The following is a 23,938-nucleotide window of genomic DNA, read 5'->3' as shown; positions in this document are numbered from 1 at the left end:
TTATCGAATGACCCCGATCAGGACGAATGCCCCATTCTGGAACATGATCCGCGCAGATCGAAGATCAGGTTAGGTTAGGTAAAAGTTCATACCGCCGTTGCCGGCGATACCACAAGAAAAAGGACCTCAGCCTCCACGTTACAGTGGAATTTGAGGTCCTCCATTTGAAAATGGGAACGTTCCCTGGTCAGACGAACACTTCTGGGACAAACCCTTCATTTCTTCCGCTTCTTCTATTTTGTGTTGTACTTGATAGCAAGATGAAGTACGGCTCACTCAACGTACAGCTTTGCCGCACGTCGGGCCGATCTATCGCACGCGGGTTGCTCCCCGGCATCCCGGCCCACGGTGTTTCTTTGCGGCAATGACGGCGGTCGGTCGACACCAACCAAACGTCCTACACCGCCCGTTCCTCGACTCCCGCTTTCGGCTTCGCCATATTTCTTTGCGCCGTTACGAGTTTGTAGTAAATGCTTTTGTTTTCCATCAGCTCATGGTGCGTGCCGATCTCGGCGATTTTCCCTTTCTCGAGCACGAGCAGCCGGTCCGCATTACGCAGGGTGGAAAGCCGGTGGGCGATCGCGATCGTCGTCCGATTCCGGGTCACCCGCTTGAGCGCTTCCTGAATCGCCGTCTCCGTATCGATATCGAGCGAAGCCGTAGCTTCGTCCAGGATCAGGATACGTGGATTGTTCAGCACCGCCCTTGCGATCGCAAGCCGCTGCCGTTCTCCGCCGGACAAATTGTTGCCGTTCTCATCCAGCTTCGTATCATAACCGTCCGGCAGTCGGATAATAAAGTCATGCGCATTCGCCACTCTCGCCGCCTGGATCACTTCCTCGAACGTCGCGTCCGGCTTGGAATACCGGATGTTGTCGAAGATCGTGCCGCTGAACAGGAACGTCTCCTGCAGGACGACGCCGATCTGCTGTCGCAGCTCTTCCTGACGAATCGAACGGATATCGATGCCGTCAATCAGAATGCGCCCCTCCGTCACGTCGTAAAACCTGGATACGAGATTGATCAGCGTCGATTTGCCTGAGCCGGAATGTCCGACGAGACCGATCATCTCTCCCTGCTTGACCTCGAAGTTAATGTCCTTCAGCACCGGTTCATACGATTTGTAGCCGAAGATGACGTCCTGGAACTGAATCGAGCCGCGGATCGGATGGTTGACCGAAGACTCCGTATCCAGCACTTCCGGCTGCTCGTCGATTACCGAGAACACCCGGTCCACCGAGATGACCGCATTGGCGACCCATCTCGGCATAAACATCAGCCACGAGATCGGGCCGAAGATCATCCCGGCGTACATCGTAAACTGGATCAGTTCCCCGAGCGACATCTGCTTATTCAATATCATCGTACAGCCAATCATCAAGACCAGATACTGTCCGAGCTGGATCAAGTAGTTGGTTACAGGCGACAAAATGCTGAACACTTTTTCGGTTTTGATCGAAGCCCGCATAAAGTCGCCGTTGTATTTTTTAAATTTGCGGATCTCGGTCTCTTCCTTGCCGAACGCCTTAACCACCCGGATTCCGCTCAGCACGTCATGCAGGAAGGTGCTCGATTTGTCGTAGATTCTCCACTGCTTGTGAAACAGCTTCCACATGACGAATTTCCAAATGTACATATGGAGAACCGCTACGATCGGCGCCGGCAGCAGCACAACAAGCGCAAGTCTCCAGTCGGCATGAAACAGCAGATACGTGGCCGACGCTAGCATAATCAGCTGGAAGATCGCGGTCGTACACAGCTCCTGAATCAGGTGGCGAATCCGGTCCGTATCAGACGAGATCCGGTTCATCATATCTCCGGCCCGCTGCGAGGTGAGAAACCCGAGCGACAGGTTTTGGATTTTGTCGTACACCATCTTCCGCAGATCCGCTGCGATGCCCGAGCTGACACCGGCCATGATCCGGCTTTTGGCAATCCCGAGCAGCTCGCCGAACACGAGGACGGCCAGCATCCCCGCGAGAGCGTAGAAAAACATCGGGATGCTCCCGGTTTGTCCTTCCGGAGGCTGCAAAGCCGAGTTGATCAGCACCTTCTGAAAATACGGTCCGAGCAGCGCTAGTCCGGCGGAGATGAACAAGACGACCAGACCGAGGCCGAGCAGAGGCCAGTGCGCCTTGGATACTCCGAGCAGCCGCTTGAACGCCGCCGCCTTGCTCATGCATTTCGGGCATACTCTCGTGCCGGAGATGAGAGGCCCTCCGCACTTGACGCAGATGGCCTCCTCCTCGTTATTGTAGATGCGGATCTTGCTTTTGGCCGACATGTCGTTCAAAACTTTGGCGATATACCCGTATCTGGCGGCATGCTGCATCGTCACCCGGACGATGATCCGCTTCGTGCCGTTTTCCACCGTTTCGAGCACGGCATTGCCGATCAGCGGGACGATTTTGTATTCCGTTCCTGACGAGATTACGCCGCTGGAGAGAGTTTGCCCTTGCTCGACATAAGCCCACTTCTCCGTCCCGATGACCAGATAGCCCGGCGTTCGCTGTCCGCTCAAAGACAGGTCGGCAGGGACGCAATAGGCGATAGGCTCCCCGACGGCATGCTGGGCGGCATGCATATCCTGCTGCGAGAGCGTATAATTTAAGTTCATTTCAGCCTCCGATTTTCTTAGGAAGTGCGTTTGCGTTTGCCTACATGCACATCTCGACCATGCGGTATTCCTTGTCGGTCAGCTTCTCCAGATCGGGGATGATGAACCGGTTGCCGTCGACATCGGAGATGAGAAGCCGGCTTTCCGATACCAGCTTCACATTGCCTCCGCCGCCCCGTACGGTGAACCGGCAAAGCCCGGCGGTCGTTTCCGTCTCCCAGTAGGAGTAGCCGAACTCCTCTTTGATCTTGACCACTTTCGTAATCTCGGGAGCGAAATACCGGATTTTCACCTGTTCCTCAAGCAGATCGGCCGTCTCCTTCGGAAAGTCGTCCAGCGATTGGATCATTCCGATTTCTTTATTCTCAATTGTCCGGATCGAAATGTAGATCCGCTTGTTCGTATGCGGGAACGAGCAATGCACGTACACGGAAGGCGTTTCTTCGCCGTCAACGGTTACCGTCAGCATATTGCCGGGCGTTTTCTTGAACGAGGTGTTGTCTTTCGTCAAGTAGCGGATTTTGGCCGCATCGGCGAGATCCGACTCTTTGCTCCCGGTCTGCTCCTGGCCTATCGGCACCTCTTCCTTTTTTTCCTCCTCCGGGCTTGCTTCCGTAACCGCAGCCGTAGTCGTCATGCGATAACCACCTCTTTCATCTTCAATGCCTCATCGTGCTTTTTCACAAGACCGTGATAGGTGCCTTCTTTCGCCATCAGCTCATCGTGCGTCCCGGCTTCAACGACTTTGCCGTGATCCATCACGACGAGGTAATCGGCATTTCTCAGCGTGGACAGCCGGTGCGCGATCGCGATCGTCGTTCTGCCCTTGATTAGCGAATCGAGCGCCTCCTGGATTTGCAGCTCCGTCTCCGTATCCAGTGAAGCCGTCGCTTCGTCGAGTATTAGCACCTTCGGATTATGAAGGATCGCGCGCGCGATCGACAGCCGCTGCTTCTCGCCGCCGGACAAATTGTACCCCCCTGTGCCGATAATCGTATCGTAGCCGTCAGGCAGCTTCTCGATGTAATCGTGGGCGTTGGCGATCTTCGCCGCATAAATAATATCGTCTACGGTGCATTCAGGATCGGCGTAAGCGATATTCTCGGCGATGCTGCCGGAGAACACGTAGACGTCCTGCGAGACGATGCCGATATGTTTGCGAAGCGACGCAGTCGTCATATCTTTCACATTGATGCCGTCGATCCGGATCTCGCCTTCATTGACGTCGTACAGTCTGGAGATCAGATTGACGAGCGTCGATTTGCCCGCTCCGGAATGGCCGACGACTCCGATCATTTGGCCCGGCTTCGCTTGCATGGACACCTCTTTCAGAATCGCCTTGTTCGGCTCGTAGCCGAAAACAACGTTCTGGACGACGATATCGCCCTTCATCTCGGTCAGCTCGACGGCGTCCTTTTTCTCCGCCACTTCCGGAACCGCGTCCTGGATCTCGAAGATGCGCTGGGCCGCCGACATACAGTGGGACCACCAGTTGACGATATTGTTCATAAACTGAATCGGGCCGTACAGCATATACATATAATTGACGAACGTCAGCACTTGACCGAACGTAAACTGATCCTTCATCACCATCCAGCCGCCGAACGCCCAGATGAGAATTCCGCCTGTCTGCGTCAATAGGTTCAGTACCGGGAATACGGTTCCGCCCATCTTGTTAACCGTCTGCTCGGCGTGCGAGAACGACAGGTTCGCCTTTTGGAAGCGCTCTATCTCCTGCTGCTCCTTGCCGAACGCTTTGACGACCCTCGTCCCGCGGATCGTGTCGCTGATGATCGAGTTCAGCGCGCTCACCTTCCGGTGTCTTCTCCACGACAGCCTCCACAGTCTCGGAAACACTTTGCGGACGATATAAAAGACGATCGGCAGCGGCAGGAAACATAACAGCGTAAGCTTCCAGTCCATAACAAGCAATATGGCGGTAATCCCGATAATATTCATCGCATTGACGATAAAATACGACAGCCCGTCAACGAAGAAATATTGGAGCTCGGTCGCATCATTATTCACCCTGGTCATCAGCTGTCCGGTCTGCTTCCTCTGGAAAAAGTTAAGCGACAGCCGCTGCATCGACGAAAACACGCTGGACTTCAGGTCAAACGATACGAGAGCCGCCGTTTTGGCGATAATCATTCCGAAGAACACGCCGAACAGCAGCGATAACGTGCGAAAGGCGACAATGAGCAGGACGACCAGACCGATTTTCCCGGCGAACGTCCCTTCTCCTCCAAGCGCCTGATCGAACAGGATCGTACCCTGCAAGTAAGGAATGACAAGTCCCGTGCCCGAGTTCAGCAGCATAAACAGGACGATGAAAAAGATCGAAACCTTGTACTTCCCCGCAAACGACAGCAGTCTCGTAAAGATCGCATGTTTCTTGATGCACTTCGGGCATACCTTCCGGCCTTTATCCGGGTAGATCATCCCGCACTTCGGACAAGAGGCCGATTCCTCTTCCGCTAATTCCTGGCTGTCGATCTCCTCGTTGTTCTTCAGCTTTTTGAACAGCGTGGTCAGCTTCGCCGCACGGCTCATATGCTCGTTCGTAAAAGCGGCGACAACCTTTTCCTTCCCCTCCTCCTTGACAACGATCATCCCCGAAGCGACAAGATTGACGACCGACACGGCATCCAGTTGATCGAGCCGGATCGATTCCATCGTCCACGGTCCGGATGAGACCGTTTTCAGAGATACTTTGTCCTTTTGTTTCCGGACGAACCCTTTGTAGTTTTTCTCTTGGGACGGCTGCCCGCCGCTCGACACAATCGTCAACGATTCCCGGCTGAGCAGCAAGTACGTATCCACGAAGCTGCCTTCCGTCGTCCGATCGCAGACCATCCAGTAGACGATCTCGTCCGCCGTTCTCCGGTTCTGCGCAAGTACGGTTACCATTTCGTTTGGAAGTGTCCTCATCATCTCTCCAAATCCCTGCAAATTGGAATTTTTTTGGTACATAACACCAATCATACAACGTCTGCGCCGATCCGAAAAGGGAAAAAATCTTTGATAAACAACATGTAATCGAGTCGTTTTACGACTTAAGTCGAAGCTTCTCCGCCGTTCCTACTTTAACGAAAGATTACGGCGAAACGGGGAACGTCCGGGTTCGTTGAAGCAAGATAAAAGAATCCCAAACATTTGTTCCCACACAAAGATTACCAGAACGTGCGTTTGTAAGCAACAAAAGTTTTAGCTCCTCGTGTTATTAATAAATGTATCCGAAAAAAACAAAAGAAGGCCCCTTGAATGGGGCCGACTGTTCAATCAATCGAGCTGTTCGTTCATAACGAAGCAGGAAAGCCAAGCTTAGCTTCAGCAAGGCACCTTGCCTGATGCCCTCTAACGGTCTGTGCGATCACCGTTTCTTGCTCAGGAAAAACATTGCGGCAAAGGAGAGCTAGATGCGCTCCGGCGACTGCATGCCGATTAGGCTCATGCCGGTGCGCAGCACCGTGCACAACGAGCGCACAAGCGCAAGGCGCGCCGCACGAAGCCCGGGATCGTCCACGAGAATCGGACATTCGTGGTAGAACCGGTTGAAGCTTTGCGCGATATCGATCAGATGGCGGCTGACGACCGATGGTTCCAGTTTTTCCATCGCCTGCATCACTTTATCCGGGAACGCCGCCAGCTCCTTCAGCACCTGCTGCGCTTCCGCGTTGTCCAGCAGCGCCGCGTCGATATCTTCGACCGAAGGCGCAAGACCGCCGCCGGCCGCTTCCGCCTTGCGAAGAACGCTGCGTGCGCGGGCATATGTGTATTGCACGTACGGACCGGACTCGCCTTCGAAGTTGAGCACGTCCTTCCAGGAGAACGAGATGTCCTTGATCCGGTTGTTGCTCAAATCGTTGAAAATAACCGCGCCGACGCCGACCTGCAGCGCGACTTCGTCTTTATTTTCGAGCGACGGGTTTTTGCTGTCGATAATTTCCCGCGTCTTGTCAATCGACTGGCGCAGCAAATCTTCCAGCAGCACGACGTTGCCCTTGCGCGTCGCGAAGCGGACGCCTTCGAGACTGACGCGCCCGAACGCCACATGCACGAGCCGGTTCGCCCAGTCGTAGCCCATCAGCTCGATGACTCTGAACCACTGGGCAAAGTGCAGATTTTGCGCATAATCGGTCACATAAATCGCCTTGTCGAAATCGTACGTTTTTTTGCGGTACAGCGCAGCCGCTATATCCCGCGTATGATACAGGGTGCCTCCGTCTTTTTTCAAAATAAGCGCCGGAGCCATGTTATATTCGTCGAGCCGGACGAGATAAGCGCCTTGGTCTTCCTCCAGCAGCCCTTTCTCCTTCAGCTCGTCGACGACCGCGCCCATCTTGTCGTTATAGAAGCTTTCGCCCGCATCTGAATCGAACGTGACGCCAAGCAGCCCGTAGATCCGGTTAAATTCCTTGTAGCTGATCTCCTTGAACCAGCGCCACAGCCGCAGCGACTCTTCGTCGCCCTGCTCCAGCTTGACGAACCAGGCGCGCGCGTCGTCCTCGAGCTCCGGTCTCGCTTCCGCCTCATCGTGAAACTTCACGTACAGCCGCATCAGCTCTTCGATCTCGCCTTCCTCGACCTGACGCTCGTCTCCCCACAGCTTGTAGGCGGTAATCAGTTTGCCGAACTGCGTTCCCCAGTCGCCCAGATGGTTAATCCCGACACAATCATAGCCGAGGAACCGGTGAATCCGGTACAACGCGTTGCCGATCACCGTCGATCTCAAATGGCCGACGTGGAACGGCTTGGCGATATTTGGCGAGGAGAAATCGATCACGATCGTTTTGCCCTTGCCCAGCTCGCTCGCTCCGAACCGTTCTCCGTCATGCTCTACCGCGCGGAGCACACCTGCGGCAAACGAACGTTTATCCAGAAATACGTTGAAATATCCCGATACGGCCTTCGTCTCCGCAATCGAAGGATGCTGCGGCAGCGAACCTGCGAGCCGCTCGGCGATTTGCTGCGGCGATTGACGCAGCGCTTTGCTTAGCTTGAAGCAAGGGAGCGACAGATCGCCCATCTCCGCGTTGGGCGGCACCTCCAGCATCGACTCGATCGCGGCGGCGTCCAAGCCTTCCATCGCCGAGGCAACCAGAGCCGCCACCGTTTGTTTATACTCTCTCATTTGTTCTCCATCCTTTATATACGAGTGTCTGGTCCCGGTAACCAGCTTTCCGGTTCGCCGCGATTGTTCCTGCGAAGCCGTTCGGAAGTCATCCGTCCTCCATTCGCTTTCGTCTAGCAAAAACACCCCGAACGGGGTGCTGACGCTTGGAACAATCGCCTTCCTATCTTTTTTTCCATTATAGAGAACCGACTTGGCGAAGTAAAGCGCGCTTTGGCAGGCTATCGGTCTTCTTATCGTCCTGTCCGAGGCGGTCTCGCCACATGATAAAAAATGGCGTACACGGCTCCCGTAAACAAGCCGAATGCGAGTATAAACAGCAGCGCATCCGGCCGATGCACAATCTCTAGCGAATCGGCCGCGATCCTCCAGGGGCGCGTCACCAGATCCCAGCTGTTCCAGCGCAGCACGCGTCCCAGATAAACGCCAACCGCCCCCAGCAGCAAGACAACCGCCGCGAACAGATGACCCGCAACCGGTCCGACGCGCCGGAGCGCCTCCAGGTGCAGTCCGTACAACGAGATCGCCCCCAGAAACCAGCCCAGCATCGCAGCCAGCATGTTAACCGACAAGTCGAAGTACAAGGTCGTCTTACCGCTTGCCCAGCTCAGATGAATCAGATCCGTCACGATATAAGAAGAGTTCGGATAAAAAGCGAGCCAGACAAGCCCCCACGCCGCAGCAAGCAATCCGGGCTTGCGGCCGCCGGCCAGCGTGCGGCAAGCGAGGCGGGAAGCAGCGAGAGGTACCCAGGCCAGCAGCAGATTCGGAACTATCAGCCACCTGAACGTCCCCTCGCCGGTATAAGCGATACGCAGGCCGACCATCGCCGCACAGAGGACGCTTGACGCGATTAATGCCCACAGAACCGGGCGGGACCAGCGATCGTCCAATCTCTTCTCCCCTCTCCTAGAAAATGGTTGCTATCATCATACCGGATTAGCCGGTAAAGCGCAAAAACTCCCGGTACGGATCAAGATCCGCTGCCGGGAGCCGCTGCCTGCAAGTTGGACTCTGCCTCCGTCTCGTGACGGGCCAGAACCTGCTCGATTTGAATGTTGTAGTCTTTGCTTAAATCAATGAAACCGTCGTTTGTCTGAACGAGAGGACGCGTCTGGTGGTGAGGATGAATCAGGACGATTTTGCCTTCCGTTCCGTCCGTGAGCATGACCTTGTAACCGAGCAGCGCCTGCATAAATTTCCGGATAAGTACGGCTACGACGGCCGGATCAAACGTCCCGTACGCATGGCTCTCCATCTGCTGGAGCACCCGGTATACCGGCGACGGGTTGCGGTATTCCGTCTTTGACGACATGGCGTGGAAAACGTCGGCGACGGCTACGATGCGGCTGAACAGGTCGATTTTGCCGCTTTTCAGTCCGAACGGGTAACCGCTGCCGTCGATCCGCTCATGATGCTGTAACGCTACGGCCGCCTGCCGATGCGTCGCCCCGACCGTCTTCTTGATCATGTCGTACCCGAGCAGCGTATGCCGCTTCATCGTATCGTACTCGTCCTCGGTCAGTCTCTCCGGTTTGATCAGCAGTTCGGATGCTATCTGCGTCATGCCGGCGTCGTGAAGGATCGCGGCTGTAGTCAGCTGCAGCAGCTCCGCCTCGCCGAGGTCCAGCCATTTGCCGAGCAGCATCGAGATCGCCCCGACCGCTACGCTGTGCCGGTACAAATAATCGTCCTTCGCCTGCAGCGTAGCCAGCAGCTGGAACAAGGGCAGCTTCCCGGTTGACGAACGGATCAGCGGGATGACCCGGCTGCGAATGCCGGCGAGCGGGATTTGTCTGGAAAGCCGCATCTGCTCGAACGCTTCGCGGACGATGCCGACCGCTTCTTCGATTTCCGCGTGGTGCGAGCCTCCGGCGGACAGATCTGCATACGGTCCGACTTCTTCCACCTCGTTTACAGGTAGCTGCAGTCCGTGACCGGCTATCGTTTCCAAGTGAATTTTATTCAGAACGGTCCCGGCCGGCAGCACGAGCACGCCTTCCTGCGAAGTCATATCTTGACGCAGTCTTTTGCCGAGCAGCGATTCGTTAATAGATAGCATGCGATGATCCATGAAGGTTCTCCTCCTTACGGGAGCAACTCCATTGTACCCGAGACGGCCGGCAATCGGGATTAAAGCATGTTGAAATCTTCATTAAATATGATATTCAAATCGGCTCGTCACAAAAACCTCAATGCAGGGTGAACGGCTGCATCCCCCGCCTGCCCGCCGGCATGGAAGCGGTCGTCCGGAAAACCGATTGCCAGCACCCCTACGAGATGCTCGTCGTCCCCGATCCCGGCGAAGGCACGCAGCCCGGGGCAATCCGTATAATCGGCTACGTCCCAGTAAACGTCCAGCCCTTTGTCCGAGCCGAGCAGTTGAATATTCGTAATCAGACAGCATACGGCGGTGAAATCGTCCTGATCCATTTGCCGGTTCGCTTGTTTCTTCGAAGTGACCAGCAGCGCAGCCGATGCGTCCGACAGCATCTGCTGCAGTTCTCCATGCCGGGCCGAATCGAATGTTCCGGCCAGTTCTCGCTTTCTCTCTCCTTCCGCGTATATAAAACGCCACGGCTCCCTTAATTTATGATTGGTAGCCCATACCGCGCTCTCCAGCATATCCAGGATGTGCTCCCGCTGAATCGGGCGTTCGGCATATTGGCGAACGGGCGTGCCGCTCTGAAATGCAGCATATCGGGTCATTCGGTCCAGCTCCTTTATAAAATCGTCATCTTCTCCACGGGCGGCCTGCCGTGCGGTTACTGCGATTATAAATGCGGGGATTTTAACGGACCGGTCTTCCATCAATTTGCGGATCGCCTGCGGAACCCATCTATACTTTTTTTGCTCGGCGTAACAGTCCAATATCGCTTTGGCGGCTTTTTGCTTGCCCTCCTCGCTGACAAACAAAAGAAACCGGCAAGCCGGCTGGCCGCCCCTTATGTATGGCGGCAAGGCTGACGCCGTTCGGAGCAACTCCGCAATTGGCCCGGCCTGGAGAGATTCAGCCGTATATTTGCGTATCGTTCGTCTCTCCCGGATCAATTGCGGGAGGGAGGATAGGAAGTTGAACGTTTGTTTAACGTTTGCTCGTTTGACATACGCTTCAACCCTTTCGGTCCGATTCATCCCCCCTATTATAACGATAATGATAATCATTATCAATATTAAATTGACAAATCAAACCAGACGGCTCCGATCAGGCCATCTCCATCCATAACGAAAAGCGATACCGGAACTTGGGTAAGCAGACCTCGTTAGAAAAGTTTCCGGTAAAACCGCGTCCGGATTGTCCTCTGGTGAGCTAACCTATACGGAGGTGAACGGGTACCTTCACTCCAGCCGCTCGTGGAAATCGGTCGGTCTCGTTAGATCTGGCGGTACCAACCCGGCTTCGAATGCGGCCCGAGTGTAGTGCTGGCGAAGCTTCTGTCAAATTCACATGCAAACTTTCCGCCCGGTGCCCATTCCCTCTTGAGATTTGTTACGAGTAGTCTTCCGCATTGATCAACTCGACGCTAGAGGCGGCTCGTAAACATTTGCTTGCGTGCAGGTCGTGTCCGCCTTCGCCAAAACGTATGCGCGCAGGTTCTAAACCATTTAAGAGTCTTTGGGAGCCTCTATTTTCGGCCTGTTCCAAAAAACGAAACGAATAGAAGCGGTTTGCACCCCTTATTTCAACCAACTCGTCGCATCTGCACCCTTTCCGCCGGTTTTAGCGGCTCCAAACCGCTCTTATTTCCTCCATCCATGCAGGTTTGCACAGAATAGAGGGTACAAACCGCTCCTATTCGTTGTACCCTCCCCTTTGAAGTAGGGCAGGAAGTTCGAACAGCCACGAAAGTCGACTTGCGACACTTGCTGACTCAAACGACATCATGAAGGGACACCGTCCCGGCGGCCGGCGATTCTCTCGTCGACAGCATTGATCCTTTTCCAATTTTCCACTTTACCACGGTGAACAACTTGAACTTCCTGATCCTGCAAGAAATGTCCGCCTTAGGGCGGACATTTCTTGAAAGAATTTCCCGGCCCATCATACGCAAGGCCATCGGTTCAGGACCTATGCGCAAAGCCTCGCTTACTCGGGTACCACTCTGTACACGCACCGGTTGTCGCCTTTTATGATATGCTCGCCCCGGGTAATCTCCACCTTGTTTCCCAGGACGTCCTGGAACATCTCCAATTCTTTCAAGCACAGATTGGTGCATGCCTTGGCCGCCTCGCAGATCGGACAATGCTTCTCCACATAATGATAAGAGCCGTCAGCATTCTCGACGACATCCGCCATATAGCCTTCAGCCGTCCGTGCTTCGGCGATCGCTGCCAATTTGTCCTTCAGCGGAAGATCCGCCGGCGCCCTGCCCCGGTAATCGAGCACCTGCTTGCGGTTGCGGATCTCCAGCAGCTTCTCCAGCCCTTCGTCGCCGAACGCTTCTTTCATCGATTCGATCAGACTGACCGTAAGATCCGCGTACCCGTCCGGAAACAGCCGATTCGCCTCGGAAGTAAGCGTCCACATCTTGGCCGGACGCCCCATCGCTCTGGCTTCCTCTGTGAATGTGACCAGCTTTTGCTCCTGCAAATCATACAAATGCTGCCGCACAGCCATAGCGGTAACCCCGAGCTGGACAGCCAACTGATGGGCATCCATAGACCCATTCTGTTTGAGCAGCTTGATAATGGCTCTTCTTGTTCGTTCGGCTCCGTCTTTAGCGTGCGGTTTCATTGAGTCTCATTCCAATCTTTTTTAACTTTATCACTATCTAGATTATAAAGAAGAATATTGACAAAGTCAAAATCCAGGTATATTTTGTTTGTAAAGATCTTTGTTTATAAAGTATCCGGATACAGGAAAACCCAGATTACTCGATGGAGGGTGAACAGGTTGTCTTCTGCGCAAAGCATTTTCGGCCCGCGTTATGTGGCATTATCGATCGGCATCATCCTGGCGGCCATGACGATCGGCTTCGAGGGGCTGGCCGTAACGACGGTCGCCCCGGCCATTGCCGGCGATCTGAATGGAATCCATCTGTTCGGATGGATATTCAGTGCTTATCTGCTTGCACAAATCGTCGGCACGCTGGTTATCGGCAGGCAAATCGACCGGAAAGGTCCCGCTTCGTTATTTACGATCGCCATCTTGTTGTTCGCGGCCGGTCTCGTGCTCGCAGCCGTCGCTACCGACATGTATGTCCTGATCGGCTCACGCGCCTTGCAAGGCTTCGGCGCAGGCGCCATGTACACTTGCATATATACGGCGATTTCATTAAGCTACCCGGATGAGCTGCGCGCCAAAATATTGGGCGCTCTCGGTACAGCCTACGTGCTGCCTTCGATGCTCGGTCCTTATGTGGCCGGCCTGATCGCCCAACATTTTTCATGGCGGTTCGTTTTTTGGGGGGTTCTTCCGTTTCTGCTGCTGGCGGTTCTCCTCAGCTTGCCGGTTTTCCGGAAACTCAAGATGCCCGTCGTTCAAGAGAAAAACGAAACGGGCGTCATCGGGCTTTCCGTTCTGCTGGCGATCGGCACCGGTCTTTTTCTGAGCGGCCTGGGCATGCTGCCCAAGGCGCTGGGGATCGCGCTGCTGATTGTCGGTCTCGCTCTTATGGCGCAGCCTCTCCGCAAGCTGCTTCCGTCCGGAACGTTGATCTTTCGCGCAGGACTGTCTTCCCTGATCGCCTCGCGCGGATTATTTTTCGCCGCTTATGTATGTACGCAGAACTTCCTGGTGCTCGCCTTAACGGATACGAAAGGATTGGCGGCCGACAGAGCCGGACTTATCGTGGCCTGCGCTGCGCTCAGCTGGTGTATCGTGGCGATTCTGCAAGCCCGCTGGGATGCGGCGGATCAAGGTCGGGGCCGGAATAAACGGATCATCGCCGGCATTCTGCTGATGATCGCCGGGATCGGAATTATGGCTTGGGTGCCTGTGCTTAACATTTGGCTCGCGATACTCGGCGAGATCGTGGCCGGCATCGGCATCGGCCTGGCTCATACGACGAGCGGTACCGTGGCGTTCTCCTTCTCCAAGGAGGGGGAGTCCGGTCAAGTTTCCGGCAGCTTGCAGTTTGCCGACTCGTTTACGCCCGGCGTAGCGGTCGGAATCGGCGGCGCGATCGTGGCCCTGACCCAGACCGGCGGGATGTCCATGCAGGCCGGAATCACCGCTGCCATGATGTTTAACCTCGCCTTGGTATTGCTCAGTCTGGTGGCGAGCGTCCGAACGAAACGGGGTCAGCCGGTCCATCAGCCGGCCAGCCAACCTGCCAACCAGACGTCCACGTAATCACATAACCGCCCTTGTGCGGGGAAACGGAAGACGCCTTCCAAACCACTTGTCGAAGTGGATGGAAGGCGTCTGCGCGGGGGAGAAGCTTCAGGCGGAAAAGCCGGTTCAACGAGTCAAACGCCCCCTCAAGGTCGAGCCCGTATACCGGAACAAGCCGAGCTCCACAAGCATTGGCATCAGCTTGCCGAAAAACCACGCCATCGACGTTTCCGAACCGCCCGGAAGAGCTATAAATCCGTCGATCGCGCCCGCGTCGAACCGCTGTATAATATCGTTCAGCACATCCTCAACCGTTCCGACCGATACCCAGTGTGCCGATCCGACGACTTCCGGCCTTGCCAGAACTTCCGCTACGGTAGGCTGGTGGTTTCTGATGTACCGGCGGAGCAGCTCGGTGTGCGTTCTGCTGCGGACCGGCTGATCCGGGTCGGGAAGCATCTCTTCGCTTACCCGGTCCTTCAGATGGCAGCCGGTTAGATCAAGACCCAGTACGGACTTGAGCGCCGCATGTCTGCGTTCGACGCTGAAGTGCGCGTTCGCGGCTTCGAATAACGCCTGCGCTTCCTCGCGGGTATCGGCCAGGAAATAGTACAGCCCCGGCAATACTTCGCGTCCGCACTACGCCCGTGCTCCTCCGCTCTTCTTCTCAGATCGCCGCAAAAATAGCGTCCGCTACCGAAGAAGCGAAATCCCGCCCGATATCCGAACCGCCCGCTTGAAACAGCGGAATCGTTCCCGATTCGTAGGCAGGCATCGTAAGCGGGCCAGGCTGCCTCGTTCTCCATCTGCTCAGTCACCCTTTTTCTAACATCCATGGTGTGGGCGAAAAGATCGAAATCGTGAAGAATTAGTCTTCAATTATGGCTTGTTAAGGATTCTAGTAGTGAAAAAGCAACAAAGGCTTCCTAGCAGCCTACCGAGGCGGCTTTTAACTTGAAGACCGGAGCAACTTTGTTTTATTTTTAGCGACTTCTTCTAATGAGTCCGCTTAAATCCGCATGTATATCCAGATTAGATAGATTTCTGTATGGACTGCTTCGACAAGCTGTAGTTCGACTCAAATTGAACGCTTGCTCTCAGTTCGTTGTGCTGTAATGCAAAGTTGAAACAAACCTCACCGTGCGTCCAGTTCGTCTTGTACTTGAGCACTTCGATCGCCTTCTTTAGTAATAAACGCTGCTGCAATTCCGTCAATCCTTGCGTCTTCGTCTCGACTTGGCTGTCCGTCTCCTCCAAAGGATTCGTTCGAATACCGAATTTGCCGATAATATTGTTTCGGATTTGCGCATAAATGGTCCCGGAAACTAATTGGGACAGTTGCTGCCGCAATTCTTCAAAGACCATTTCCAATTGACGTTCCATAGACAGTTGATCGACGGTCGTATGGGGAACCGGGCTCCCCACTCTAAAACGAGGCGCTTTCTTTTCCTCCTCATAGGTGCGTTCAATCAAAAATTCTTTTATAAGCGTTTGATAACCCTTATTTCTCATCTTAGCCAAAGTGCGAATGCGCAGGAGCAAATCCTCGTCAAGACGAATGGAAATAGTTGCGGATTTTCTCTTTGGCAAGTCGTGATCCTCTTCTTCAATAATGGAAGTTTCCAACAGTTCATCGCTCAAGGTGTGGTTCGACCAGAAATCCGCTGCTTCTGCATCACTCATATGTTCCGGAATCTGGTCTCTTGAAGTGATAATTTTCATAGTTATCGATTCCTCCTTCTATAAGCTCTGGCCTCAGACTCGGTGGCATCCCGTGCGGTTATCACTCGTATTTTTCTATTTATTTTCTTTAAATAAATTACGACCAACCGTCTTCCGCCTTCTGTAGAACCGATAATACCCAAGTTACCGCTGTGGGCTGAAAATTTTATACGCTGCGGGTCCATCAAAGCATCTTCTGCTTCAAACGGTTCAACATTGTGACGTGAAATGTGTTGTACGTTTTCTTCGTCCCAAATGAATAATGACACTCAGCTTCCCCTGACCATTTATATTTTTTAGTATATACAATTGTAACACTTTTTTATACAAAAAAGGGATTGCTTACAGGAGCTTATCATTGAAAATTAATAAATATCACGTCTTTTTGAGTTTCTGCTGAATAAAGAACAGCGTCAGGCTTCTCTCTAATAAATACACAGTGATATCGTTTCTGATATTCGCAGACTTATTTTAAGATAATGAAACAAAAAGTTCGCTAAGTAGCAACCAAATCCTTCTATAATTTCACAACATATCTACATACTTAAATCTTACCTGTTAGTCCCTAGTCGACATGGCACATCCCCTTTGTTAATGGTAGTATTAGTTTATAAGCGCTTTAGTTAGGAGGTCTTGTACAATGAATTGGAATGAAGTCCGAAAACTGTATCCCGAACGATTCGTTAAACTCCACATCTTAAAGTCTCACATTGAAAACCAGGTACGATATATTGACGATATGGCCGTTATCCAAGCCTTTGACGACCAAAGGGAAGCAACCAGGGAGTTGGTCCGCTCCAGAGACGATGTAATCGTATACCATACGGGCAAAGAAAAAATCGAAATTCAAATCAAGCCTTTGTTTGGCTTCAGGGGTCAATATGACAAACATCGAGTATAGAGACGGGCTTTTGTTCACTTCAATGGAGGTTTTCTTTCGAGGGAAATCAATTGTAGTTGATAATATTGTGGTTGATACTGGAGCTGCGGAAACGATTATTTCCCCCGATGTCGTCGAGGAAATAGGAATTTTTGCGGAGCTTGACGATTATGTACATTCTTTCTATGGCGTGGGCGGGAGCCTGCACAACTTTTTCTCCAAGCAGGTTGAAGAAATCCATCTTGGGTCAGTAAGTCTTAGCAAAATGAAGTTGGATTTTGGAATTATCGACCCTCAGGGCAACATTAATGGACTTCTCGGACTTGATATTCTTATGAAGTTACATGCTGTGATTGATTTGAAGCAGCTGGCCTTAATTTTAGAGAAGTAACACAAAAGTAAAAAAGGCTTCAAATCGGAAAAAAGCAAAACCCTTCGAACTTAATCGAAGGGCCTTGCTTTAGATATGCGGTCGAGAGGACTCGAACCTCCACGGCTGTTACCCCACTAGAACCTGAATCGCGCAGGCTAAAGGGAGCCAAGCGGAAATCATCATGTTCATTCAGGGGAACCAAAAAACCGCGAAAAATCTTGTAGATTCAGGGGTTTCGGCGTTTTACATCGCCTTTTCCTATAGCCACAAGGCGTCTCGGAAAATCATCAAAAAGTAACCAGGTTCGGACGTTTGAGAGAACTCGGAGAGAACGACACTCAAATCAGCCCTGCTCCACTACCATCGACAAATTTTAACGGAGCAACGAAATACATTTTTGAATCCCAATCGGTCATAAAACCACCGGAAGCACCCATAATAATGCAACTCTGTCCGAAAATCCGGATAGTTCCGCATTTTTTTGTTACCACTTTACTTACCAAAAATCTTAAGTTTCACAATGGTCTCGCGGAGTGTCGGTGGTTTTGTTTGTAGTACCTCTACGGGGTCGAACTGCTGAACGCTTATAATAAATAATTGGTCAAATAAAGTTAAATGCCTTTGCAAAAGCATTAAGGTCATCAATGATAAACAAATCACTTCTATAATTACCTGGCCAAACAGCATACAACGTTGTGGTTTTATTCATAACCCTTTGATAGGCCTCCAGAACATTTGGTCTATCCGACTTATTCTTATGATAAACTTGCGACACGTTACCATTTTTATCTACCTCAAAATAACAAACTATACTTGAGTTATACGGAAAGTTATCAACTTCTTTAGCGCTTCTCATTAATACCACTCCTTTGTAGTTACTCTATCATAAAATCCCACATGACCATACGATTAACATAATCAGGAACAAAAACATGAACCTGCTACGTATTGAAAAACAGTTGCGTGATTAACCTGGCTTACCAAAACAAAAAAAGATTCTCCCAAAAGAAGTACCTTTACTTTAAAGGTTGGTGCGGTCGAGAGGACTCAAACCTCCACGGGTGATTAGTCAACGCGGACCTAAAGTCGGCGCGTCAGCCAATTCCGCCAAGACAGCATAGTCTTTAGATAAAACATACGTATAGCGTTTGCCTGCACTTTTTACGAAAAATAAGACTTAATTGCTTCCATGTTCTAACTCCTGCACCCTATTTAATATGTCCCTACTGGATCACAATCCTCCGCAGCTTCCCGCACCAATTGGATATAAGTAGAGAATGATTTCTTTGTTATCTCATCCTCACATGTTACAACAAATCGTTCCAACTCCTCGGCATAATCACGCAACTTGTTCGCTTTTACCCAGTTCTTCATTTGATTCTCAATGTTTTGTTTTAGTTTCTGTTTGCGATGATTATACTCTTCAAGCCGCTGAAGCTCCTGCTTCTTATCCCTTTCTATCGCTTCAAGACGTTCCTGCTCTTTTTTCTTTATCTCATATTCGCGCTCAGCTAGATGTCTAGCCACGCTTATCCCAATTGCATTTCTCAAAAAATCTGTGAGAATCTCCCCTATTTGTTTTTCAAACAGTCGATCCAGGGTTTCATTAAAACAAAGGGATTGTGCCGTTTTATTTCTGTGTGCGAAACCGAGAATCTCCGTGAACTCCATTCTGAGCAAACCACTGGGGATCTTTTCATACATGGGACTCAAACCCGTCATACCTCCAGATTGTACCTTCGACAAAAAAGAACGTCTTTTGACCATAATTTCGATCAATGAGGCGGAATACTCATGGTCTAGTAATCGTATCCGGATATTGTCCTGTTCTCCTGCGAATACGTCCACCCTTCCACCCAATTCACTAATTGCATCAATTAAGCTATTCATAATTCCATATGCCCGATTGGCTTGCTTACCGGATACGTTTATGAACAACACAGCTTTGTTCCTGCGATTTTCAAGCTTTGAATTCCTTAGCGAGTATGGATCAATCTCTTTATAAAATTGATGTTCTTCATCACGGGCCTTGCGGTAAGCAACCTCATCCTGATATTCTATGATCAATGGATGTAGGTACTTATTGTGCTTCACAGCTTGAATATCCTTGCGCCATTGATTAAATTTGGTCATTGATTCCGGTATTAGCAGTTCAAATGCATCAAGTTCTTTTAACTGATTTATCGGAAAATTGTTCATGTCTATTAGTTCTATAAAACCATGTCGCCACACCACCACCTATTCGCCCTCCTGACCGGAAAAGGAGAAACCACCTCTTAGCAGATCATCAACTAATTCTTCAAGCTCAGCTTCAGAAGTAATCCCCTCAGGCACTAAGTAACGGCTCAAGTTATCATTTAGCAACGCTGAAAATGAGCCTAAGAAATCCGAGTTCTCAGGATAATCATATTTATATAAATACGTATTTCCATCTTTATGATGTTTATAAAAAATCCCGTTCGGCTAGGAAGCCTAGACAAATGAATCCCGAGGATGCTCGTTCTGATCTCAGTAAGTAGATTGAAGTCTTCCTCGAATTCCCCCTTATAATTCTTCCGCTTGATCAGCCTTGAAATATCTATAGTAAACTTTAATTTAAACTTCATTTCCTTCACTATTTTATGGATATTTACAACATCCTCAGCTGTTTGCATCAAATACTTTAACTTTCCACTTTGCTTCTGAGGTCCATTAACTAAAGCAATTTTTATGGTTTTATATTTTTTCAGACTTTTTTCGAGAATTGAGTATTGCTTGAAGAACTCCTCTTCACCGTAGGTTTGAGACCGTAGTGGGGGTAATAATTCTAGTGTGTCAGGCACCCCATATTGGGAGAACGTATCCATCAGATTCTTTAAAACAACATCAAGTCGTGCTGCGTCTTTCCACAATAAATCATTGTCTTTCTCATAACTTAGACGCAAAATGTACGCTTCATTTGGAGCAACCTTTATAGTTCCTGTTGTCGTTTCTAGAAATAACATATTACTCTTGACATCTACCGGGTACATCATGCCTTTCGTTGTTACCGGCACTAACACATTAATCCGTTTTACCAAGCTTACTCTTCCTGTCGAAATACATAGATTTACATACTCAGGCCAATAGTCCTCATCACTTGCATCTTCAAACACCCATACATACATGATCAGCATTTCCAACTCGCCTTTACGTCCATGAATAAAAGGGCGATGCTCGTTCTCTCTATAAAGAACATCCATATTAAAAGGATTATCGTTGTATCTATGGTTGTAACGATTGATGTAATAGAAATGTTCCGATTCTCTGATATAAATGCGCTCAATGTATTCGTCAAAAAAAGTGCTTGTATAGCTCTGAGCAAATTCGAATAAATTCACGCCGTAACTGCGGTGTGTCTCCTTTACCCAGCTAACCAGCGAGTTATCCAAATACTTGAATCCAGAAATGGTCTGTCTTACCGTCTCTTTTGTTTTTATCTCTTTTGCCAGAATGATCAATTGATCCCGATACTGCTCTACTTCTGTTCCTTTCATTTTTGCACTGCTACAGAACTTATGAATCGTATTCTCATAATCCTCGGTACTATAAATAAGATGAACGTATTTCCGTTCATACATCCATGACTTCAGTAATCGATCGATCCGGCTCTATGTTTTTTTATAGTATTCAATAACAAATCCCTGACTTTCAGGAAATAAACCTTCTATCTCTTGGGTGATTTTTAATGCTGATTGTTCTGTCTTGATGTTCTCATAATCGTATTCTTCCGGATTCAGATACTGATTGAAATAATCCATGACATACTTCAGGACCGTGGACATATTTTCGGCATGATTTTTAAAATTAAATTCATCAAGGTTATCTTTTTTCTTCATCTTTGCTATGTATTGTTCAACTGAAAGCATATAGTTCCCTCACTTTCGAATCGTCAGGATTCAAATGCAAAAATTCCGAATCAACGGATTCTTCTCATCGTCAAGTCGTGTTTACCATTCTTCTTTCCCAAGGCTTGTTGGTAAACATAAACGATGATTTGCTCGAAGAACTCTTCTCGGATGCGGCGTACGACATCGCCAAGCGTCATATCTCCCATCACTCATCTATTCCTGCCGTTGAAACTCAAGGACGTGTTGCATCAGAAACTGAATGGGCCAAAATCACTGAAATCCCGTATACGAAGGCAACTGATAGTGGTCAAAGCCTAAAAGCTCCTTTAAATAAAGATATCCCGTCTCGATGCTTTTCTAAATTATCGCCGAAGGCGTATAGGCATTCAGCTGCATTTGTCTAAGGCCCAAATGGATTGCCATCTATGGCAAATCAATTTGGGTCCTTTTTGTTCTGCAAAACTTCGCCCGAATGGCCGCTATTACCATCGTGCCCCCTTACACAAGAAGTTGAAGTTTACAACAAACGAAAGCAACACATCACAGTACTCACGCCAGATGGCCGAGCGCATCCGAAGAAGGGAAAGAAACCGGGCAGGAAGCTTGAAATTAACTAACCCTGTGTGGAGATCCGCAACCGAGACAACCTGGAGATAAGAGGCGCTGCTCAATCTCCAGGTTGTATTCAAATAGAAAGGGCTACAGTTTTATTCGAATTGCGGTTATTTGCACGCGCGGTTTGATTACAGGTCAAATGATAGGACGTTGGGGAAACTTTACGAATCAGGTGGCGCATGGAGGAGATGGATCTATTCATCCTAACGTTCCTTTTCGATCTCTGTGGAGTCTTGCAGGACTTACCATTTTCTTGTTTTTGCGTCGGGCCAAGTTTCTTTTAGGGTAATCTCAGGGGCCAACTCTTTTACGGATTTTCCTGAAATTGCGGATCGTGGTGAGAGAGTAATGAAGGAATAACCGGGGAAAGCACCTGTACAAGAAGGTCAACACACCTACATAGGACGGGAAAGTAATGATCGCGCGATTTTTCTCGACTCCCCGCAGGACAAGACGGGCTGCTTGATGCGGGTCAATCATTTTGGCAGGGATTTGCGAAATGACATCCGCAGAGTCGGCGTTGAAAGTGCGCATGTTGTCGATCATGGAGGTGTGAATATAGCCGGGGCAGATCACGCTCACTTTAATGCCCAAATCCAAGCCTTCGCAGCGCATGGTCTCCGACAGCCCGACAACACCGAATTTCGCCATCGTATACGGCAGATTGGTCGGACCTGGCACAAGGCCGAAGCCGGAAGCGGTGTTCACAATATGCCCATATCCTTGTTTTGCCATGACTTGATAGGCATAGTGAGACCCGTGAAGAATACCGGTCAAATTGACGTCCAATACCTTCTTCAATTCATCAAGCGGCAAGTCCCGAAACTCGCCGACTACCGTTATGCCGGCATTGTTGAACATATAATCCAATCTTCCGTATTGCGCCAATGATGCGTCCATAAGAGCTTCTATCGATTTGGGGTCTGTCACATCCACATAGGAAGCGATTGCCGTACCGCCATGTTTCGCAATCATCTGTACGACATCGCGTGCGGCTTCTTCATTCAGGTCGGCAATGATCACGTAAGCTCCCCGATCTGCTAATTGTCTGCATATTTCAAGACCAAGCCCAGACCCGCCGCCTGTAACCAAACAAACCTTCTCGCGGAAGATACTCACTTTGCATTCATCTCTCCTGCCGATTTTGTTTCGATCGTTCGAGACATTCTCCCATTATTATACATGAAGCACGAGTAAGCTGGACAGTGAAAAGTTCTAGCGCTTAAGCTGAAAAATGTTCAATAAGAGCTAGGGTATAGCCACTATTCTACGACGGCAAACATCTAAGGCATCTTGAGTACAGTTCAATAAATTTCATCTGCCATGTCATGAGCAACACATATATGCGACGGCCTTCGTTGCAAGGCAATATGAGCAGGATCAGAAAGAGCGCTCCTGCAGGTTCCAAAAATTTTAGGACGCCCGTTGACTTCAGTTTAGACGGTGTGCTATATTAATTCTTGTCGCTGATGACAGCGTCAATTGAATACGCGGTCGTGGCGGAATTGGCAGACGCGCTAGATTCAGGTTCTAGTGGGGTAACAGCCGTGGAGGTTCGAGTCCTCTCGACCGCATATCAAAAGCGAGGCCCTTCGATTAAGTTCGAAGGGTTTCGTTTTTTTATCCGATTCGGATGCCGCCTCATAAAAAGAAAAGAAACAATTCCAAAAGGGAAATCCCGCTAATCGTCGCATCCATCATCGTTGCCGCTGAAAATACAGCCCACTCCTAGATCTGTCTATTCCTTGCCCTCTCCAAATAAATCCCCATCGCCTGCAGAGCCGCCTCATATACAGTCCTGCCGATCAGATGCCCTACCCGCGTCGCTGTTCCCGCATACCGGTACAGTTCTCCACGTCCCGTGACCGCGACGAGGACGGCGTCCGTCGTCGTGCCGGTGGCCAGCTGTGTGCTGTTGCGCGCGGTAATGCCGAGCTCCTGGAGAGCGGCTGCCTTCGCCTCGGTTGCGGTAATGACAGCGTTGACCATGGCGGCGTCGGTCATCCGGCCGTCCACGATCACGATGCTGTTGATCGTCCCCGGATACAACCGGTCCGTTCCTTCGCTTGTACCGGCCCGGGCCGCGTTGCCAAGGCCCGCCGTCACCCATGCCGACACATGCAGCCCCTCATTGGCGGCGGCATGGCACTCCCCTGCATCTTCGATGAAGGCGGCGGTCAGCATCGCGGCCGTATCGCCCGGATCGAAGCCGCTCCCCCGGATGAACTGCTCCATCTCCGCTTCCGGATCGTCGCACATGTACGATTTGGAAACCTGCCGGTTGACGATCCGCCGGACATGCTGGAAACCGCCGCCCCATATCGAAGAGTTTAACGCATACAGCCGGCTCGCCGCCTCTACGGTCAAGCACATACTGCCGTTCATGGTTCCTTTGCTGCTATGTACGCCCGATACCGGCTCCGTGCATAATTGTATATTCATTGAATCTCA

General features: G+C 50.8%; 19 protein-coding genes, 1 tRNA gene and 1 pseudogene. 4 read left to right on the top strand and 17 right to left on the bottom strand.

The window, feature by feature from the left end; all coding sequences use genetic code 11:
* Positions 1–397 precede the first annotated feature (397 nt).
* The 8 genes from AC3Y2E_RS16950 to AC3Y2E_RS16915 all read right to left on the bottom strand — a co-directional run bounded on the left by AC3Y2E_RS16950 (position 398) and on the right by AC3Y2E_RS16915 (position 12,486).
* Positions 398–2,617, bottom strand: a complete 2,220-nt coding sequence (locus AC3Y2E_RS16950) for an ABC transporter ATP-binding protein (RefSeq protein WP_379212352.1) — start codon at positions 2,615–2,617, stop codon at positions 398–400.
* A 40-nt stretch (positions 2,618–2,657) separates the two neighbouring features.
* Positions 2,658–3,254 (bottom strand): DUF1854 domain-containing protein, encoded by a 597-nt coding sequence (locus AC3Y2E_RS16945; protein WP_379212350.1) that lies wholly within the window; start codon positions 3,252–3,254, stop codon positions 2,658–2,660.
* Positions 3,251–5,551: an ABC transporter transmembrane domain-containing protein gene (locus tag AC3Y2E_RS16940; protein WP_379212348.1), complete on the bottom strand. Its 2,301-nt coding sequence runs from the start codon at positions 5,549–5,551 to the stop codon at positions 3,251–3,253. The genes AC3Y2E_RS16945 and AC3Y2E_RS16940 overlap by 4 nt, the downstream gene beginning before the upstream one ends.
* Positions 5,552–6,032: 481 nt before the next feature.
* A complete protein-coding gene (gene argS / locus AC3Y2E_RS16935; protein WP_379212346.1) occupies positions 6,033–7,751 on the bottom strand; it encodes an arginine--tRNA ligase in 1,719 nt (572 codons plus the stop codon).
* A gap of 233 nt (positions 7,752–7,984) precedes the next feature.
* Positions 7,985–8,644: a DUF1361 domain-containing protein gene (locus tag AC3Y2E_RS16930; RefSeq protein WP_379212343.1), complete on the bottom strand. Its 660-nt coding sequence runs from the start codon at positions 8,642–8,644 to the stop codon at positions 7,985–7,987.
* Between the two features lie 80 nt (positions 8,645–8,724).
* Positions 8,725–9,825 carry an HD-GYP domain-containing protein gene (locus AC3Y2E_RS16925; RefSeq protein WP_379212341.1) on the bottom strand — a complete coding sequence of 367 codons (1,101 nt, stop codon included), beginning with the start codon at positions 9,823–9,825 and terminating at the stop codon, positions 8,725–8,727.
* A gap of 107 nt (positions 9,826–9,932) precedes the next feature.
* Positions 9,933–10,886 carry a nitroreductase family protein gene (locus AC3Y2E_RS16920; RefSeq protein ID WP_379212339.1) on the bottom strand — a complete coding sequence of 318 codons (954 nt, stop codon included), beginning with the start codon at positions 10,884–10,886 and terminating at the stop codon, positions 9,933–9,935.
* A 952-nt stretch (positions 10,887–11,838) separates the two neighbouring features.
* Positions 11,839–12,486, bottom strand: a complete 648-nt coding sequence (locus tag AC3Y2E_RS16915) for a helix-turn-helix transcriptional regulator (RefSeq protein WP_379212337.1) — start codon at positions 12,484–12,486, stop codon at positions 11,839–11,841.
* Between the two features lie 150 nt (positions 12,487–12,636).
* On the opposite strand from AC3Y2E_RS16915, the gene AC3Y2E_RS16910 reads away from it, so the two are divergent.
* Complete coding sequence (locus tag AC3Y2E_RS16910; RefSeq protein WP_379212335.1) at positions 12,637–14,046, top strand: MFS transporter; 1,410 nt, start codon at positions 12,637–12,639, stop codon at positions 14,044–14,046.
* 108 nt (positions 14,047–14,154) lie between these two features.
* On the opposite strand, the pseudogene AC3Y2E_RS16905 reads toward AC3Y2E_RS16910, so the two are convergent.
* From AC3Y2E_RS16905 to AC3Y2E_RS16895, 3 genes and pseudogenes are all read right to left on the bottom strand, one after another.
* Positions 14,155–14,815: pseudogene (locus AC3Y2E_RS16905) on the bottom strand (LLM class oxidoreductase); the annotation flags it as partial.
* A gap of 245 nt (positions 14,816–15,060) precedes the next feature.
* Positions 15,061–15,750 carry a CopG family antitoxin gene (locus tag AC3Y2E_RS16900; RefSeq protein WP_379212332.1) on the bottom strand — a complete coding sequence of 230 codons (690 nt, stop codon included), beginning with the start codon at positions 15,748–15,750 and terminating at the stop codon, positions 15,061–15,063.
* A 2-nt stretch (positions 15,751–15,752) separates the two neighbouring features.
* Complete coding sequence (locus AC3Y2E_RS16895; protein ID WP_379212330.1) at positions 15,753–16,019, bottom strand: BrnT family toxin; 267 nt, start codon at positions 16,017–16,019, stop codon at positions 15,753–15,755.
* 612 nt (positions 16,020–16,631) lie between these two features.
* Here AC3Y2E_RS16895 and AC3Y2E_RS16890 point away from each other — a divergent pair.
* Positions 16,632–17,021 (top strand): retroviral-like aspartic protease family protein, encoded by a 390-nt coding sequence (locus AC3Y2E_RS16890; RefSeq protein ID WP_379212328.1) that lies wholly within the window; start codon positions 16,632–16,634, stop codon positions 17,019–17,021.
* Between the two features lie 583 nt (positions 17,022–17,604).
* On the opposite strand, the gene AC3Y2E_RS16885 is transcribed toward AC3Y2E_RS16890, so the two are convergent.
* The 4 genes from AC3Y2E_RS16885 to AC3Y2E_RS16870 form a co-directional block, all read right to left on the bottom strand.
* A complete protein-coding gene (locus AC3Y2E_RS16885) occupies positions 17,605–17,859 on the bottom strand; it encodes a hypothetical protein (RefSeq protein WP_379212326.1) in 255 nt (84 codons plus the stop codon).
* 356 nt (positions 17,860–18,215) lie between these two features.
* Positions 18,216–19,241 (bottom strand): hypothetical protein, encoded by a 1,026-nt coding sequence (locus tag AC3Y2E_RS16880; RefSeq protein ID WP_379212324.1) that lies wholly within the window; start codon positions 19,239–19,241, stop codon positions 18,216–18,218.
* A gap of 140 nt (positions 19,242–19,381) precedes the next feature.
* Entirely contained in the window at positions 19,382–20,518 is a 1,137-nt protein-coding gene (locus tag AC3Y2E_RS16875) for a hypothetical protein (RefSeq protein WP_379212322.1), read from the bottom strand.
* A 114-nt stretch (positions 20,519–20,632) separates the two neighbouring features.
* Entirely contained in the window at positions 20,633–20,890 is a 258-nt protein-coding gene (locus AC3Y2E_RS16870; RefSeq protein WP_379212319.1) for a hypothetical protein, read from the bottom strand.
* Positions 20,891–21,551: 661 nt separating this feature from the next.
* Here AC3Y2E_RS16870 and AC3Y2E_RS16865 point away from each other — a divergent pair.
* Complete coding sequence (locus tag AC3Y2E_RS16865) at positions 21,552–21,776, top strand: prolipoprotein diacylglyceryl transferase family protein (protein ID WP_379212317.1); 225 nt, start codon at positions 21,552–21,554, stop codon at positions 21,774–21,776.
* 2 nt (positions 21,777–21,778) lie between these two features.
* Here the strand turns inward: AC3Y2E_RS16865 and AC3Y2E_RS16860 are convergent, their stop codons facing one another.
* Positions 21,779–22,606 (bottom strand): SDR family NAD(P)-dependent oxidoreductase, encoded by an 828-nt coding sequence (locus tag AC3Y2E_RS16860; protein ID WP_379212315.1) that lies wholly within the window; start codon positions 22,604–22,606, stop codon positions 21,779–21,781.
* A gap of 371 nt (positions 22,607–22,977) precedes the next feature.
* On the opposite strand from AC3Y2E_RS16860, the gene AC3Y2E_RS16855 reads away from it, so the two are divergent.
* Positions 22,978–23,061 (top strand) — tRNA-Leu (locus AC3Y2E_RS16855).
* Between the two features lie 154 nt (positions 23,062–23,215).
* Here AC3Y2E_RS16855 and AC3Y2E_RS16850 read toward each other — a convergent pair.
* Positions 23,216–23,929 (bottom strand): adenosylcobinamide amidohydrolase, encoded by a 714-nt coding sequence (locus AC3Y2E_RS16850; RefSeq protein ID WP_379212313.1) that lies wholly within the window; start codon positions 23,927–23,929, stop codon positions 23,216–23,218.
* Positions 23,930–23,938 lie beyond the last annotated feature (9 nt).

Source organism: Paenibacillus sp. MAH-35, assembly GCF_058135425.1.
The sequence above is the reverse complement of the archived record's forward strand: the minus strand, read 5'-3'. Positions and strand labels throughout refer to the sequence as shown.

Coding starts and splice junctions, on each gene's coding strand:
- AC3Y2E_RS16870 (WP_379212319.1), bottom strand. CDS start 20,890: ATGCTTTCAGTTGAACAATACATAGCAAAGATGAAGAAAAAAGATAAC.
- AC3Y2E_RS16925 (WP_379212341.1), bottom strand. CDS start 9,825: ATGGATCATCGCATGCTATCTATTAACGAATCGCTGCTCGGCAAAAGA.
- AC3Y2E_RS16940 (WP_379212348.1), bottom strand. CDS start 5,551: ATGATGAGGACACTTCCAAACGAAATGGTAACCGTACTTGCGCAGAAC.
- AC3Y2E_RS16920 (WP_379212339.1), bottom strand. CDS start 10,886: ATGAATCGGACCGAAAGGGTTGAAGCGTATGTCAAACGAGCAAACGTT.
- AC3Y2E_RS16945 (WP_379212350.1), bottom strand. CDS start 3,254: ATGACGACTACGGCTGCGGTTACGGAAGCAAGCCCGGAGGAGGAAAAA.
- AC3Y2E_RS16875 (WP_379212322.1), bottom strand. CDS start 20,518: ATGAAAGGAACAGAAGTAGAGCAGTATCGGGATCAATTGATCATTCTG.
- AC3Y2E_RS16950 (WP_379212352.1), bottom strand. CDS start 2,617: ATGAACTTAAATTATACGCTCTCGCAGCAGGATATGCATGCCGCCCAG.
- AC3Y2E_RS16915 (WP_379212337.1), bottom strand. CDS start 12,486: ATGAAACCGCACGCTAAAGACGGAGCCGAACGAACAAGAAGAGCCATT.
- AC3Y2E_RS16890 (WP_379212328.1), top strand. CDS start 16,632: ATGACAAACATCGAGTATAGAGACGGGCTTTTGTTCACTTCAATGGAG.
- argS (WP_379212346.1), bottom strand. CDS start 7,751: ATGAGAGAGTATAAACAAACGGTGGCGGCTCTGGTTGCCTCGGCGATG.
- AC3Y2E_RS16885 (WP_379212326.1), bottom strand. CDS start 17,859: ATGAGAAGCGCTAAAGAAGTTGATAACTTTCCGTATAACTCAAGTATA.
- AC3Y2E_RS16850 (WP_379212313.1), bottom strand. CDS start 23,929: ATGAATATACAATTATGCACGGAGCCGGTATCGGGCGTACATAGCAGC.
- AC3Y2E_RS16900 (WP_379212332.1), bottom strand. CDS start 15,750: ATGAAAATTATCACTTCAAGAGACCAGATTCCGGAACATATGAGTGAT.